This is a genomic window from Moraxella equi, assembly GCF_002027555.1.
GTDB lineage: Bacteria > Pseudomonadota > Gammaproteobacteria > Pseudomonadales > Moraxellaceae > Moraxella > Moraxella equi.
Genome location: NZ_MXAP01000045.1, coordinates 20,544 through 34,858 on the forward strand (window position 1 = coordinate 20,544; position 14,315 = coordinate 34,858).

Annotated in this window: 14 protein-coding genes; 3 read left to right on the forward strand and 11 right to left on the reverse strand. The window is 44.1% G+C overall.

Features of this window, described 5'->3' with window-relative positions; genetic code table 11:
• Positions 1–13: 13 nt before the first annotated feature.
• The 3 genes from B5J93_RS04530 to B5J93_RS04540 all read right to left on the reverse strand — a co-directional run bounded on the left by B5J93_RS04530 (position 14) and on the right by B5J93_RS04540 (position 2,298).
• Positions 14–826 (reverse strand): SDR family oxidoreductase, encoded by an 813-nt coding sequence (locus B5J93_RS04530; RefSeq protein WP_079324985.1) that lies wholly within the window; start codon positions 824–826, stop codon positions 14–16.
• Positions 827–855: 29 nt separating this feature from the next.
• On the reverse strand, positions 856–1,374 hold the full coding sequence (locus B5J93_RS04535; RefSeq protein WP_167432598.1) for a GspH/FimT family pseudopilin: 519 nt from the start codon (positions 1,372–1,374) through the stop codon (positions 856–858).
• Positions 1,375–1,725: 351 nt separating this feature from the next.
• Positions 1,726–2,298, reverse strand: coding sequence for an FxsA family protein (locus B5J93_RS04540; RefSeq protein WP_079324989.1), 573 nt, complete (start codon positions 2,296–2,298; stop codon positions 1,726–1,728).
• Positions 2,299–2,453: 155 nt separating this feature from the next.
• Here B5J93_RS04540 and ruvC point away from each other — a divergent pair, with 155 nt between their 5' ends.
• The 3 genes from ruvC (at position 2,454) to B5J93_RS04555 (ending at position 6,158) form a co-directional block, all read left to right on the forward strand.
• Positions 2,454–3,056: a crossover junction endodeoxyribonuclease RuvC gene (gene ruvC / locus B5J93_RS04545; protein WP_079324991.1), complete on the forward strand. Its 603-nt coding sequence runs from the start codon at positions 2,454–2,456 to the stop codon at positions 3,054–3,056.
• A 144-nt stretch (positions 3,057–3,200) separates the two neighbouring features.
• Positions 3,201–4,505 (forward strand): solute carrier family 23 protein, encoded by a 1,305-nt coding sequence (locus tag B5J93_RS04550; RefSeq protein WP_079324993.1) that lies wholly within the window; start codon positions 3,201–3,203, stop codon positions 4,503–4,505.
• A gap of 159 nt (positions 4,506–4,664) precedes the next feature.
• Positions 4,665–6,158 (forward strand): alanine/glycine:cation symporter family protein, encoded by a 1,494-nt coding sequence (locus B5J93_RS04555; RefSeq protein WP_079324995.1) that lies wholly within the window; start codon positions 4,665–4,667, stop codon positions 6,156–6,158.
• Between the two features lie 356 nt (positions 6,159–6,514).
• On the opposite strand, the gene B5J93_RS04560 is transcribed toward B5J93_RS04555, so the two are convergent.
• From B5J93_RS04560 to B5J93_RS04595, 8 genes are all read right to left on the reverse strand, one after another.
• Positions 6,515–7,015 (reverse strand): redoxin family protein, encoded by a 501-nt coding sequence (locus tag B5J93_RS04560; protein ID WP_079324997.1) that lies wholly within the window; start codon positions 7,013–7,015, stop codon positions 6,515–6,517.
• A gap of 217 nt (positions 7,016–7,232) precedes the next feature.
• A complete protein-coding gene (locus B5J93_RS04565) occupies positions 7,233–8,630 on the reverse strand; it encodes an FAD-binding oxidoreductase (RefSeq protein ID WP_079324999.1) in 1,398 nt (465 codons plus the stop codon).
• A 60-nt stretch (positions 8,631–8,690) separates the two neighbouring features.
• On the reverse strand, positions 8,691–9,863 hold the full coding sequence (locus B5J93_RS04570; protein ID WP_079325001.1) for an SPOR domain-containing protein: 1,173 nt from the start codon (positions 9,861–9,863) through the stop codon (positions 8,691–8,693).
• An 86-nt stretch (positions 9,864–9,949) separates the two neighbouring features.
• Positions 9,950–11,269 (reverse strand): bifunctional tetrahydrofolate synthase/dihydrofolate synthase, encoded by a 1,320-nt coding sequence (folC, locus tag B5J93_RS04575; RefSeq protein WP_079325003.1) that lies wholly within the window; start codon positions 11,267–11,269, stop codon positions 9,950–9,952.
• 23 nt (positions 11,270–11,292) lie between these two features.
• Complete coding sequence (locus B5J93_RS04580; RefSeq protein ID WP_079325005.1) at positions 11,293–11,538, reverse strand: hypothetical protein; 246 nt, start codon at positions 11,536–11,538, stop codon at positions 11,293–11,295.
• 103 nt (positions 11,539–11,641) lie between these two features.
• Positions 11,642–12,529: an acetyl-CoA carboxylase, carboxyltransferase subunit beta gene (gene accD / locus B5J93_RS04585; protein ID WP_079325007.1), complete on the reverse strand. Its 888-nt coding sequence runs from the start codon at positions 12,527–12,529 to the stop codon at positions 11,642–11,644.
• A 69-nt stretch (positions 12,530–12,598) separates the two neighbouring features.
• Positions 12,599–13,417 (reverse strand): tryptophan synthase subunit alpha, encoded by an 819-nt coding sequence (trpA, locus tag B5J93_RS04590; protein WP_079325009.1) that lies wholly within the window; start codon positions 13,415–13,417, stop codon positions 12,599–12,601.
• The coding region (locus B5J93_RS04595) for a hypothetical protein (RefSeq protein WP_158080686.1) at positions 13,414–14,315 on the reverse strand (902 nt) is incomplete at its 5' end. The genes trpA and B5J93_RS04595, both read right to left, overlap by 4 nt.

The following is a 14,315-nucleotide window of genomic DNA, read 5'->3' on the forward strand; positions in this document are numbered from 1 at the left end:
TCCCATCAATTAACTAACATCCATAACCCATCTGATAATCCCTAAAGACAAGCCAATCATCCACATTACCCCGAATGCGTTTGCCCGTGGGCGTAGTGCGAATAATCTTTGGCGGGAGATACTCATATTTTTGACACAAAAAGTTTATTACTTCAAGACTGGTAACAGGCTTACAATCACTTACCAAATACACAGGCTTGACGGCACTCAGAGTTAATACCTGACAAATCACTTGTATCAAATCATCACGATGAATGCGATTGGTATAATGGGCGGACGGCACGCCATTGATATGGGCAGACTGAGCAAGACGGTTCATCCGCACACTCTTTTCATGATAAATACCAGACGGTCTGACTATCGCACACCGCTCGCCAAAGGCATGCTGTAACACTTGCTCAGCTTGTAATAACACACAGGCAGTATCCGTACTGGGGTGTGTTGGCGTATCGATATCCACCCATTCGCCTGCATTCTCGCCATATACAGATGTAGACGAGACAAATAGCACACGATGGAGGTTTGGCAGATTAAGTCCTGCGATATGCTCACACACTGCCAAATAACTCTCACGATAGGCTTGTACTCTATCGGTCATCTCACGGTTTGGTGTGATGATAATGGCGATATGGCTAAATGGGGCAAGTTCATCTTGAGTGAGCGTTCTTGCGTCTTTTTGCCAAAATTGTACAGGCTCATCATAACTCTTGGCAGTGCGTGCTAACCCCGCCACATCATGTCCTGCGCGGGATAACATTTCGGCAACTGCCTTACCGATGTCGCCCTGTCCGATGATTAGGTAAGTGTTTTTTCCATCATCGGTCATCTTTATTGTCCAAACCCTTTACCTTAAAATCAACAACTCACATCATCAAAACTTTTTCGCACAAGCCCTGTATGCGTTAAAATCATCTTATATGACAATGTCTCATTATCCGATACTGAGCAATATTTAATATGACCAAAATGCCCTCGTGGACTGGCACTACTTCCAAAATACTTAATGTAATTCCTAGAAGCTGATACTCGCATATCAACTCTTCCATGTTTGAGATTTAACGAGTATTCTTTTACAAGGGCATTATCATGGAACTGGGCATCGTTATTTACATCTCTAAATACAATAATTTTTACATCTGATTGCTTATTGCAATTATTAGAGACATCGGCAGGACAAATAATGATGTTTCTCTTTGTGATGTGACTTTCGTTACGAGCCTCAATCAGTGCTGAATGAATGATAGATTCCACTTTTTTGGATTCCATTTTACGCAGTGCTTCCATCATACTAGGATATGCAATCATTGCAAGAATAGCAAGTATTGCTATCATAATCGCCAATTCAACCAACGTAAAAGCTTGTTGCTTACCCATTAATTCTCTTTTATGCCCTAGCAAGCTTTTCATAATAATTATTAACAAAATTTATAATTTGTGTATTATACTAAATTTTTAGTAATGTTCAAAGATTAATAACCATGCTCGTTCCAATATATCCCTCCAAACTAAAAATAACTTCTCATCAACATCAGGATTGAAGTTGTTAAAATCCACAAAGCTCTAGGTCTGGAAAGAAGTCTATTGAAATACCAACAAGGATTTTGACACTATAAAAAACAAGATTTGGCCATTTTCATACAAAAATCAATTTAAGGTGTTGAATTTTTACCTTATTTTATAAAAATGCTATCAATGTTCAACACGCTCTAATCATTTAAGGTTAATTTAATCATCATTTGCTGATTTTTTAACTGTTTTGGCTTGCCCATCAATGGTGGTGCGAGAATTGCCATAATTACCGCCAAAACCGCCATTACCAAAGGGGTTGCCTTGTCCAAAAGGGTTATTGGGGTTCACACCGCCCATGCCACCAAAAGGGCTTTGTCCGCCCATTTGTTTTGCCATCATTGCCATCATTTTTTCTTGGTTGTTCATGGCGTAGTTTTTGGCTTTGGTGGTCAGCACCTTTTGAATGGCAGGTAGGAGTAGCAAAAACGCCCCGATGTCGGTCAAGATACCCGGTAGGACAAACAAAATCCCTGCAATGCCCATCGCTACTGATTTGGTAATGGTGGACTCTGGGGGCTGATTGGCGGGGTTGGGGATAACGCCATTTTTCATCTGCTGAGCCATGGGGTTTAGAGTGCCAGCGGCTTTTTTGATGAGTGCCAAGCCAATAAAAAACGCCACAACAAACCACAAAAACACAAGCCAACCGCTCATGAATTGAGCCAACAGATACCAAATCAGCATTTCAATGATGAACCACACCAAAGCAATACCCACAACAACGCCCATACGTTTTCCTTATTAGTTTAGAAATTTAACACAAAATAGTTTATAATACCAAATGTTTGTGCTAACGCCAACTTTTTAAAGGCAAGGGTAACAATTTTTAACATTTATCTTTTAATATTTATCTTTTAACAGCTATTTAGGCAGACTTCATTAATATGACACTCATCATCGGCATAGACCCTGGCTCTCGCATGACAGGTTATGGCATTGTGCGTGCGGTGGGAGATCGCTTGACTTTTGTGGACGCAGGGACGATACGCACCGACAGTACGGATATGCCAGTGCGTATCAGTCAGATTTTTGATGGCATTGCAAGGATTGTCGGTCATTATCAAAAATACCACGATGAGCCGATACATTCTGCCATTGAGCAGGTGTTTATGGCGACCAATCCCGACAGCGCCTTAAAGCTCGGGCAGGCTCGGGGGGCGGCGATTGCGTCTTTGACGGCACAGGGTTTGACGGTGTCAGAATATACCGCTCGGCAAATCAAGCAGGCGGTGTGTGGCTATGGGGCGGCGGACAAAGAACAAGTAACGGCAATGGTGTGTCGTCTGCTCGCCCTTGATGTCGTGCCACAGGCGGACGCGGCGGATGGGCTGGCGTGTGCGATTTGTCATGCTCATTCTAGTCATTCCATGCACAAACTTTTGGGCAACACCGCCCTAAAAGGTCGCTCGGCAAGCAAGAAAAAAGGGCGTTGGCGACTGTCTGAGACCGAGTTGCTAAGCCAAAATAAACTGATAAAGCCACAATAGTTAGGACGTGCCTGCCCTTTATAATACAATTGCATTTTAAAATTTGTAGAAACAGAAAAGACAAGCATACTCTAAGGCAATGATTTTTAATTGTCGCTTTTTTATAACAATGAAAATCTAAATTTAAAACGATAAGGTAAAAATATGTCATTCTTTCCCAAATTCACCCCCTACAAAGGCGACATTGCCACAAGCCCTGTCGCCACCTATGAATACTTGCCCCCTGCTCAGACGGTCATGCTTGGCATTCAGCACGTCCTTGCCATGTTTGGGGCAACGGTGCTTGCCCCCATTTTAATGGGCTTTGATGCCAATCTTGCCATTATGATGAGTGGGATTTGTACGATTTTGTTTTTTGTGATGACAGGCGGACGAGTGCCGAGCTATTTGGGGTCATCCTTTGCCTTTATTGGCGTTGTGGCGACGGCGACCGCTCATGCGACAGGTAGTGGAGCGAACCCCAATCTTGGCGTGGCACTCGGTGGCATCATCGCTTGCGGTGTGGTCTATGCCTTGATTGGTTTTATCGTCATGGGAACAGGCACTCGCTGGATTGAAAAGCTCATGCCTCCTGTGGTAACGGGTGCGGTTGTGATGATTATCGGGCTAAACCTTGCCCCCGTTACGGTGTCAAGCGTGGCAGGTAAACCCTTTGAGCTTGCCATGACACTAGTTACGGTACTGTGTATGAGTGGTATTGCGGTTTTTGCCAAGGGGTTTGTAAAAAGACTATTACTCCTTTTGGGCTTGGTGCTTGCTTACGTTATTTATGCCGTTGTCGCCAATGGCATGGGGTTTGGTAAGCCGATTGACTTTGGCGTGATTGGGCAAGCAAGCTGGTTTGGCGTGCCAAACTTCTCCGCTCCTGTGTTTGAAATGAACGCCATGCTTATTATCGCCCCTGTGGCGTTTATCCTTGTGGCGGAGAACTTGGGGCATATCAAGGCGGTGGGGGCGATGACAGGCGAGAATCTTACCCCACAGCTTGGCAAAGCGTTCGTGGCGGACGGTGTGGCAACGGCACTCTCGGCAGGGGTAGGCGGTACTGGCATGACGACTTACGGCGAGAACATTGGGGTCATGGCGATTACTCGGGTGTACTCTACGCTCGTGTTTGTTGTGGCGGGGGTGTTTGCGATTTGTCTAGGCTTATCGCCAAAATTCGGGGCGTTAATCCAAACCATTCCCACGCCTGTGCTGACAGGTGCGTCCATTGTCGTATTTGGTCTGATTACCATTGCAGGGGCAAAAATTTGGATTGACAATAAGGTGGATTTTAGTGATAACAAAAACTTAATGGTCGGTGCGATTACCGTGATTTTGGGGACGGGGAATTTTGGTTTGATGATTGGGTCATTTGATTTGGGTGGTATCGGCACGGCAACCTTTATGGCGATTTTGTTAAATTGGGTGCTTGGACTTGGTAAGGATAAAGACGGGATTATGTAGATTTTTAGATAAATAAGGGCAACGGCGGTTGTCCTTATTTTTTGATTTACAAAAAATTTTCAAAACACTACAAAAATGATATATAATACTTGCTTGGTAATATATAAGTAAAAGTTATATTTATGTCAATTTGACAAAATAAATATCAAGGGGATAAGCATGTCTTTTTCTGAATGTACCGCCCAAGCGACAGATGCGGTTGATAAACTCCATTGTGCGGTCAATGCCATCAATGCACCTTTGTGGGACATCCTAGTGTGGGTGCTTGTGGGCGTGGGGTGTTTCTTTACCATCATGTCAGGGTTCGCTCAGTTTCGCCTGTTTGGGCAAAGTATCAAAACCATGCTGGCAAGTCGCAAAGGACATGACGAGAACCAAGGGATTTCGTCATTTCAGGCGTTTGTAACAGGATTGGCGAGTCGTGTCGGTGTCGGGAACATTGCAGGGGTGGCGATCGCCATCAGTGTTGGCGGAGCAGGGGCGGTGTTTTGGATGTGGTTCATCGCCCTGATTGGTATGTGTTCGGCACTTGCCGAGTCTAGTCTTGCTCAGCTCTTTAAAATCAAAGACCCCATCACGGGCAAATTCCGTGGTGGTCCTGCCTACTATATTGAGCAGGGGCTTGGACAAAAGTGGCTTGGCGTGGTCTTTGCCGTGGCACTCATCGTCTGCTTTGGGTTTGTGTATCAGTCCATTCAGTCCAACACCATCACCCAAGCCATACAGTCCGCCACAGGGTGTGTGGGAGCTGATGATGCCTGCCAAGCCAGTTGGGCGACTTATAAGCACATCGTGGCAGGGGTGTTGGTTGCCGTGACGGCACCGATTATCTTTGGGGGTATCGCTCGGGTTTCTAAGATTGCCGAGAAAATCGTCCCCGTCATGGCGGCACTGTATCTGCTTGTGGCGTTTTATATTATCATCACCAACATCACTCAAATCCCAAGCGTGGTCTCACTCATCATCACCAAAGCCTTTACTTATGAAGCGGCAGGCGGTGGTCTGTTTGGGGCTCTTATCTCGCAGGCGATGATGCTCGGTATTAAGCGGGGTCTGTATTCTAACGAAGCAGGTCAAGGCTCCGCCCCTAACGCAGCAGCGGCGGCGGACGTTAAGCACCCTGTTGAGCAGGGCGTGATTCAGATGCTGGGTGTGTTTGTTGATACGCTCATCGTCTGCTCGTGTACGGCATTTGTGATTTTGCTGTCAGAGTTGCCAGCAGGCGTGGCGGACGGCGTACAGCTAACACAGGTGGCACTTGAAAGCCATGTCGGGGCATGGGGTCAGTATTTCTTGGCGATTTTGCTGTTTATGTTTGCGTTCTCGACCATCATCGGCAACTATGCCTATGCCGAGTCCAACATGCAATTTTTGAAAAACAACCCCTTGGTGCTTAACACCTTCCGTGTGTTGGTACTGGGCTTTGTCTATTTTGGGGCGGTGGCAAAAGTTGCGGTGGTGTGGGATATGGGCGATTTGACCATGGGAACCATGGCATTTATCAATCTTATCGCCATCGTGCTATTGTCAAAATATGTCTTTGCACTCATCAAGGATTACAGCGGTCAGCTAAAAGCAGGAAAAGTAGAGCCTGTCTTTGAGCTTGATAAGCACCCTTTGCTTAAAGAGAAAGTGAAGTCGGATATTTGGTAAATACTAGGACGTGCCTACCATTGATAACATTTTATACAAATGAGATAAAACTTATTGTTTTGTCAATTTTTGCATGAAAAATGGCTAAATCTTGTGGCTCAAAGTCAAAATCCTTGTTGATATTTCAATATCAACTGCGGAATTTTCCTTGAAAAACGTGCGATTTTTCTCATTTTTCATTGCAAATACCAAAGGCAGGCACGCCCTAGACTTGAAAAATCCAAGGCTTAAAAAATCCCAAATCAGCGTTTGGGATTTTTTGTTGTAAGTTGGATAAAGGCGGTAAGGGCAGTATAAACCTTTAAAATGCTTTTGTGAGAAAGTTAAAACAGCCTACAAATATGGTATCATCTAAGCTACATCCCCGCCCACCACAGCCGTAATTTTAATAACCAAAGCGGTGCGATGCCCGTAAAACTTTGAGCGACTTTGCCGTCATCTAATATCACAAAGGATGGCGTTACCTGTCCACCCCACTCGCCAAATACCGCCCCATGTTGGTCATTGATGGTATAAAAATCATAGCCGTGTTTGTTCATATAAGCAAGTAATTCATTGTCATCGCCCGATGACACCGCCACGCTTAGCACATCACGACCATCAGCGTGCAGGGCTTGGACGTTGGGGCTGGTTGTGCGACACACCCCACACCACGACCCCCAAAAGTAGACAAGCACAGGCGTATCATAACTTTGTGAGACGACATCGACCACTTGCCCTGTGCTGTTTTGATAGACAAGTTTGGGACTGTCAGGCATGACAGGCGACCGCCACAGATTGACCGCCGTATAGATGACGACAAACATCACAAGGTAGGTCAAGGCGGTTAATAAAGTTTTGCGAAGTTTTTTTATCATTTTACAAATAAAAACCGTCTTATAGCTAACGAACTTGATATTTACCACAGGCTTTGTAAGGGTGTGCTGTACACACCTATGAAAATAACGGCATATTAAAGGACGTGCTCAGCACGTCCCTACATTTATATATCATAAATTTGTGGTAATTTAAAACTCTTTGATGAATTTATTAAGATGGGTTTTTAAATTTAACAATCCTTAACCATCAAACATCTTAAATATCAAACACCTTACCACGGTTCATAATGCCATTGGGGTCAAATACCGCCTTCACCGCTTTCATGTATTCAATCTCGGCAGGCGAGCGGGTATAATCCAAATACGGCTTTTTGGTCATGCCCACGCCATGCTCGGCACTGATTGAGCCTTTGTATTTTTTAACCGTTTCAAAGACGTATTTATTCACCGTTTGGCATTTTGCAAAAAAGTCGTCTTTGGTGAGATGGTCAGGTTTTAGGATGTTTAGGTGCAAATTGCCGTCGCCAATATGCCCAAACCAACAAATCTCAAAATCAGGATAATTGTCCTTGACAATCTGTTCAATGTCATTGATAAAATCACCCAAATGCGTAATCAGCACCGACACGTCATTTTTGTAAGGCGTAAATACCGAAATCGTCTCAGAAATGCTCTCACGCAACTTCCAAAGCTCGTGCAGCTGCCCCACGCTTTGGCTCATCACACCGTCTTCAATAAGACCGTCTTCGGTGCAACTTTCAAATACACTCATGGCGGTGTCTAGCACGTTATCGGACACGGCTTCAAATTCTAGCAAAACATAAAAAGGCGTACGGCTCTCAAACGGCTCTTTGGCGTGTCCTGCGGTCAATACCTTATCGATTGCCACGCTGTCAAAAAATTCAAAAGCAGTTAAGTTTAATGCTTTACCAAACTTATCAAGCAATTTAACCACCGAGCCAAAATCAGGCACACCCAAAACCATTGCCGTTAAATTCACAGGCTGTTTTTCAAGTTTTATCAATGCACGAGTTACAAAGCCAAGCGTGCCTTCTGCTCCGATAAACAGATGACGAAAATCGTACCCTGTGGCGTTTTTTAGCATACCGCCATTTAGCTCCAAAACATCGCCCTTGCCTGTTACCACCGTCAAGCCTAGGATTTGGTTACGAGTCATGCCATAACGGATCACCTTAATGCCACCTGCGTTCGTGCTGATATTACCACCGATTTGGCTTGACCCCGATGACGCAAAATCCACCGCATAGTATAGATTTTTGGATTCGGCAAATTCTTGCAAGGCTTTGGTAACCACGCCAGCTTCGACCTCCACCATGCGGTCGGCTTCATAAAATGTCCCAATGGCGTTCATTTTGTCAAAACTTACCACCACTTCGCCATTGCTTGCCACCGCCCCTGCCGATAAGCCTGTACGCCCACCGCTTGGCACAAGGCAGATGCTATGGGTATTGGCAAGGCGGACGATGTGGGCAACTTGCTCGGTTGTCTTGGGAAAGGCAACAGCAGATGGGGCAGGAGCAAAATGCTTTGTCCAGTCCTTACCCCAGTTGTCTAGGCTGTCGGGGTCGGTTTTGATTTGGCTGTCGTCAAATGTTTGGGCAAGGTTCTCTAAAAAATCAGTAATGGCGGTCATAACATCTCTCAATAAATTAAATAAAAATAAAAGCACAAGTTGCCCTGTGCTTTTTGGTGGTTATTGCACACGTTTTACCCATGCACCACTGCCGTCCACACGACTGTCGTTTTTGATTTTGTCACGCAAAGCGGCGGCGGCGTCTTGGTTTTTCTCTGAACCGACCAGTACTCGTACGCCACGACTGGTCTGACTGGTACTGACCTTATAGCCAGCGTCTCGGTATTTTTTGGCAAGCTCATCGGCTTTGGCTTGGTTGTCAGCCAGCGACACCTGCACGCCATAGCGGGCATTACCATCGCCGTCACTGCCCTTTTGACGGGCTTCTTTTAGGCGTTTATCAGCACTGGCGGCAGCAGCTTTTTGGGCTTCTCGCTCTTTGGCTTCTCGCTCTAAGCGTGCTACTTGTGCTTTTGATGGGATTTTGATGGTTTTGCCAAGCGGTAGGGGGTCGTGTCGCCCCATGTTGTTGGCTTCGGCAAGAGCAGAGACAGGCACGCCATACTGACGAGACAACTTAATCAAACCGTCGCCACGCACCACTTTGTGCTGACCATTATTGGCATTTTGTGGGGCTTCATCACGGGCTTTTTTGGCTTGTTCTTTTTTCTCTTTCTCAGCTTGTTCTTTTTGGGCTTTTAGCTTATCCGCCTTGGCTTTTTCGGCACGTTCACTCGCCCGTTTATCGGCTTTGGCTTTCTCGTCCTGTTCTTTTTTGGCTTTTTCTTTGTCGTCTTTTTCACGCTGTTCTTGCTCTTTTTTAGCTTTTAGCTCTTTTTCTTTGGCAAGTTTTTCCAAGCGTTCACGCTCCGCCTGTGCCTTGGCAACAGCAATGGCTTCGGGGCGTGTTTCCACCGTCAACGTGTCGGCAGGCGTGGCTGTGGCTAAGGCTTTTTGCTCAGCGGTCGCCTTATCAAGAGCCAGTTGCTGGGCTTTTTCTTGGGCTTCGATGAGTGCCATGGCTTCTTTTTCTTGGGCAAGCGTGCGAGCTTCTCGGGCTTCTTGTTTGGCGGTCAAAAGTTTGCTCTCGGTCGCCATGTCCACGGTCAAAGGCTCAACGGTCGGGCGAGCCACGCCGTCATCGGCAGTGGTTGCCACGCTGTCTGTTTGGGGGGTGGTCTTAGCAGTTTGTACGTTTTGGGCGGTGTCGCTTTGTCCTTGATTGACGGCATATAAAATCACACCACCACCCAAAACCAAACTTAATCCTAATAATAACTGTTTTGAAATCATCGTCTTATCACGTCTGTTAACAATGTTTTTATTTTACCATAAAAGACAGTAAAGCCAATCGGATTTATCCTGATTTTACAATTTTCTTAGACAGAACGTGGGTCATCCGCCAACCCCAACGCAATCAAACTCTCGCCTATCGTATGAAATGAGCCAAAGCACAAAATCACGTCATCATGATTCGCCTGTCTCTCTACGCTTGCCACCGCTTGGGCAATGCTGTCATGGGTATAAACAGTACCGTTTGGCAAATGCGTGGCGATTTTGGTGTGTAGCTCGTCCGCTGCCACCGCTCGCACATTGTCAATCTTACCAATATGCCATGCACAAATGGGCAAATCAAAGGTATTAATAAACGCCAACACGTCATCAATGTCTTTATCGGCAAGCATAGAAAAGACAAAATGTAATTTGGCAGTGGGGCGGTTGGTTTTAATGTCTTGCCAAAATGGGATAAATAAATCCATTAAAAACTGTATGCCGTGCGTATTATGCCCAACATCAAAAATCCATTGTTTACGATTTATCATTCTTTTGTCAAATCGCCCTGATAATTTGACATTGTTTAAGCCATTTTTAATATCGTCTATGCTGATGGTTAATGCACTTGCCAATATCGCACTGATGGCATTACTGGCATTCATCAGGGCGATATTTGGTTTGGGTAAATCTAATGTCATCGCCCCATTAGTATATATCCAATCTTTATCATGTGCTTGATAAATAAAGTCCCTGCCATAATGATGGCATTTGGCATTTTTATCACGGATAATTTGGGATGTGCTATTTGGCATATCACGCTCGCCATATATAACAGGCATATTATCACGGATAATCCCTGCTTTTTCAAAACCGATTTTTTCTCTATCATCGCCAAGCCAATCAATATGGTCAATGCCGATATTGGTAATCACGCCAATATCAGGGTCAATGACATTCACCACATCAAGCCGTCCGCCCAAACCAATCTCTAATACCCAAACATCGCATTTTAATTCTTTAAAAATCCAAAATGCCGATAACGTCGTCATTTCAAAAAACGATAAAGAAACATCACAGTCCGTGCGGGCTTTTTCACAGGCATTAAAGGCTTTTATCAATAACTCATCATCAACATCTACCCCATTGATTTTAATGCGTTCGTTAAAACTTATCAAATGGGGGGATTGATACAGGGCGGTTTTGTAGCCAGCTTGGGTGCAAATCTCGCTGATGAGAGCGGTGGTCGAGCCTTTGCCATTGGTGCCTGCGACTGTAAGGACATAGGGGCGGTGTGGCAAGTCGTCTTTTAATACGCCCAACGCTTGGGCGACAGGTAGCACACGGTCAAGCCCCATGTCAATGGCGGAGACGTGAATGTTGCCCATATAATTGAGCCACTCGGAAACGGTTTGAGGGGTTTTCATAATTTACTGACTGCCATCAATGTTTAAAATTCTGGATTAGGTTCACTATTATAACCAAGACTCTCTGTTATTCTATGCATTTCTGAAAACATATAATGTACGGTGGGTGAGTTTTTATAAACTTTTTCAAGCTCCTCTCCATATCGATCGTCTTCAGTATCATCGTGATTGACTGATATATCTTTGCCATAGTTTTCCACATAGTCAATAATGGTGTTAATATTCGCATCATCAGACAATTCGGCAATGTCTTCACGGGATTCAGTCAAAGCAATGCTTTATGATGATAAAAAGACGCATATAATTTTCCTTGTATTATCCAATAAAAATACCAAAACCCTTTTTAGAGTTTTGGTATTATAGCACGATTTATCAACCCACATTCGGCAATTTCATCATCTTGGTCAGCAGTCGATAAACGGTAGCCACAAGCTCATGGCGGTGTACCACCATATCCACCGTACCTTTATCCAGCAAAAATTCGGCACGTTGGAACGGCTCTTCAAGCACTTCGCGCACGGTCTGCTCAATCACTCGCTTACCTGCAAAGCCAATCATCGCACGTGGCTCGGCAATATGCACATCACCCAGCATGGCAAGACTTGCCGTAACCCCGCCATAGACAGGGTTGGTCAGCACCACGATATAAGGCACGCCCGCCAAACGCAAGCGTTCGATGACCGCAGACGTGCGAGCCATTTGCATGAGTGATAGCAAGCCTTCTTGCATTCTTGCCCCACCGCTAGACGCAAAGCAAACAAGCGGTTTACGCTCGGCAAGGGCTTTTTCGCCCGCCATGACAAACCTATCGCCCACCACCGAACCCATAGAACCGCCCATAAATTTAAAATCAAACGCACAAGCAATCAGCTCCAAATTCTTGATTTTGCCATTCATGACAATCAAGGCTTCGCTCTCGCCTGTGGTCTTTTGGGCTTCGCTCATACGCAAAGGATAAGGCTTAGAGTCTGTGAATTTTAAGGGGTCGCCCGCTTGGTAGTTTTGCCCAAGCTCGCCTGTAATGCTGTCAAAAAACCACTCTAACCGCTTGCGAGCCGACATTGTTAAATGGTGGTCGCAGTCGGGGCAGACGTATTGATTAAAAATCAAGCTGGTGTTGGTCGTCAGCGTGTGGCAATTTGGGCATTCGGTGGACGGCTCGGTCTCCACCGCAGACGGCTGAACGATACGGTCTTGCTTGATAGACGGTACAGGGCGGTTTAGCCATGTGGTTGGCGTTTGGGCTTGGGTGTCAGTCATGGTATTCCTAATTAACATTCAAATAGGCATAGTTTACAGTTGTTTTGATGATTTGGCAAATGGTTTTTGTTAAAGGCTATCAATGGCTTGGCGTAACTCGTCCATTTTTGAAAGCACCTTATCAATGGCAAGCTCCAACTTGTCCTTGTCATCGCCCACATCGGCAAAATGACGCACCAATTCACTACCGACAATCACACCGTCTGCAAATGTCGCCACCGCTTTGGCACTCTCGCCGTCTCGTATGCCAAAGCCCACACAAATCGGCAACTCGGTATCCGCCTTAATGGCTTGTACCTGTCTTGCCACTTCGTCAGTATTCAAAGCCCTTGAGCCTGTAACGCCCTTGACCGACACATAATAAATAAAGCCTGAGCCGCGTTTTAGCACCGCTTGACGGCGGTCTTTTTCGGTCGTAGGGGCAAGTAGGAAAATTTGGTTAATCGCTTTTTGGGCAAGTTGCTCGGACAAATCATCGCTCGTTTCATTGGGTGGTAAATCCACCAGTAGCAAGCCATCCACGCCATTTTGCTCGCACAGATTGAGAAAATTATCATAACCGATAATCTCCACAGGGTTGAGATAACCCATTAACAGCACAGGCGTGCTTTGGTTGGTTTTACGAAATTCGCCCACCATTTGTACCGCTTGCGTGGTACTCGTCCCACCTGCCAACGCTCGCTCGCCAGCCAGACTAATCACCGCCCCGTCCGCCATTGGGTCGCTAAATGGCAAACCAATTTCAATAATGTCCGCCCCGTGAAGGGCAAGCTCGTGCATCAAATCCACCGTAACGGACGGATTTGGGTCGCCTGCCATAATATAGGGGATTAGGGCTTTTTTGTTTTGCTGTTTTAGGATAGCAAAAGTTTGTGAAATTCGGGTCATTTTGGTTCTCGCTTATCTATTACAAAAACATTATCATCAAGTTTCTTAATGATAACTCTATCACAAATTGAAGTTGTTTTGTGCTTTATATTAACAACTATATTTCTATCAACATTTTGCAAATCAATATTAACATTTTCTATTTTTCTATATTTATCTCCAAAAGAGCTAATCTGTAATGGCATATTGCATTCTTGAAATTGATGATAATATGGTTCTTTAATATGAATATCTACATTGTAATTTCTAACATCAGCAAAATTCATAATATGAACAACTAAGTTTAACTTTGGGAAAATAAAAAATAATAGTATTATTGGTATGATAAAACAGTACATAGAAAAAAGCTTTTTATCGTATTTAATTTTATCATAAACATCACTCTCCAAACTATTCTTAACTATCTGCAATTTTAAATGTTTATAAAGAACTCTAAGGGAAATAATAATACCATTAACAGCAAAAAAGTCTGAAAAACTAAATATTTCCAAATACAAATAAAGAAATATAAAAGAAAATGATGCAATAATTGAATTAAAAACCACATCAACTTTTGATATTTTATATCTATTCAAAATTGATAAAATTAATTTATCTTTTAGAATGTTTGGAGTGATTTTTACTGCAATGGAATTGGTAAGTAAAATGGATATTAAGTGTAAAATTAATCCGCTTGATAACCAAAAACATAAAAATACAAATAAAGAAAAAGCTCCAAAAATTAATGAAAATACAGTTAAAGAGAAAACATCTGATAAGCTAAAATTTATAGGAATATAGTTAATATCAATAGAATACTTTAATAGTATCAATCCACCAATTAAGGTTGAACATACGGTTAAGAATGAAATAACTTTTTTAAAATTATTCTCAACAATATCAATAATATCAATAATAT

Coding starts and splice junctions, on each gene's coding strand:
- B5J93_RS04560 (WP_079324997.1), bottom strand. CDS start 7,015: ATGATAAAAAAACTTCGCAAAACTTTATTAACCGCCTTGACCTACCTT.
- B5J93_RS04550 (WP_079324993.1), top strand. CDS start 3,201: ATGTCATTCTTTCCCAAATTCACCCCCTACAAAGGCGACATTGCCACA.
- B5J93_RS04535 (WP_167432598.1), bottom strand. CDS start 1,374: ATGGGTAAGCAACAAGCTTTTACGTTGGTTGAATTGGCGATTATGATA.
- trpA (WP_079325009.1), bottom strand. CDS start 13,417: ATGACCCGAATTTCACAAACTTTTGCTATCCTAAAACAGCAAAACAAA.
- B5J93_RS04555 (WP_079324995.1), top strand. CDS start 4,665: ATGTCTTTTTCTGAATGTACCGCCCAAGCGACAGATGCGGTTGATAAA.
- B5J93_RS04570 (WP_079325001.1), bottom strand. CDS start 9,863: ATGATTTCAAAACAGTTATTATTAGGATTAAGTTTGGTTTTGGGTGGT.
- folC (WP_079325003.1), bottom strand. CDS start 11,269: ATGAAAACCCCTCAAACCGTTTCCGAGTGGCTCAATTATATGGGCAAC.
- B5J93_RS04540 (WP_079324989.1), bottom strand. CDS start 2,298: ATGGGCGTTGTTGTGGGTATTGCTTTGGTGTGGTTCATCATTGAAATG.
- accD (WP_079325007.1), bottom strand. CDS start 12,529: ATGACTGACACCCAAGCCCAAACGCCAACCACATGGCTAAACCGCCCT.
- B5J93_RS04530 (WP_079324985.1), bottom strand. CDS start 826: ATGACCGATGATGGAAAAAACACTTACCTAATCATCGGACAGGGCGAC.
- B5J93_RS04565 (WP_079324999.1), bottom strand. CDS start 8,630: ATGACCGCCATTACTGATTTTTTAGAGAACCTTGCCCAAACATTTGAC.
- ruvC (WP_079324991.1), top strand. CDS start 2,454: ATGACACTCATCATCGGCATAGACCCTGGCTCTCGCATGACAGGTTAT.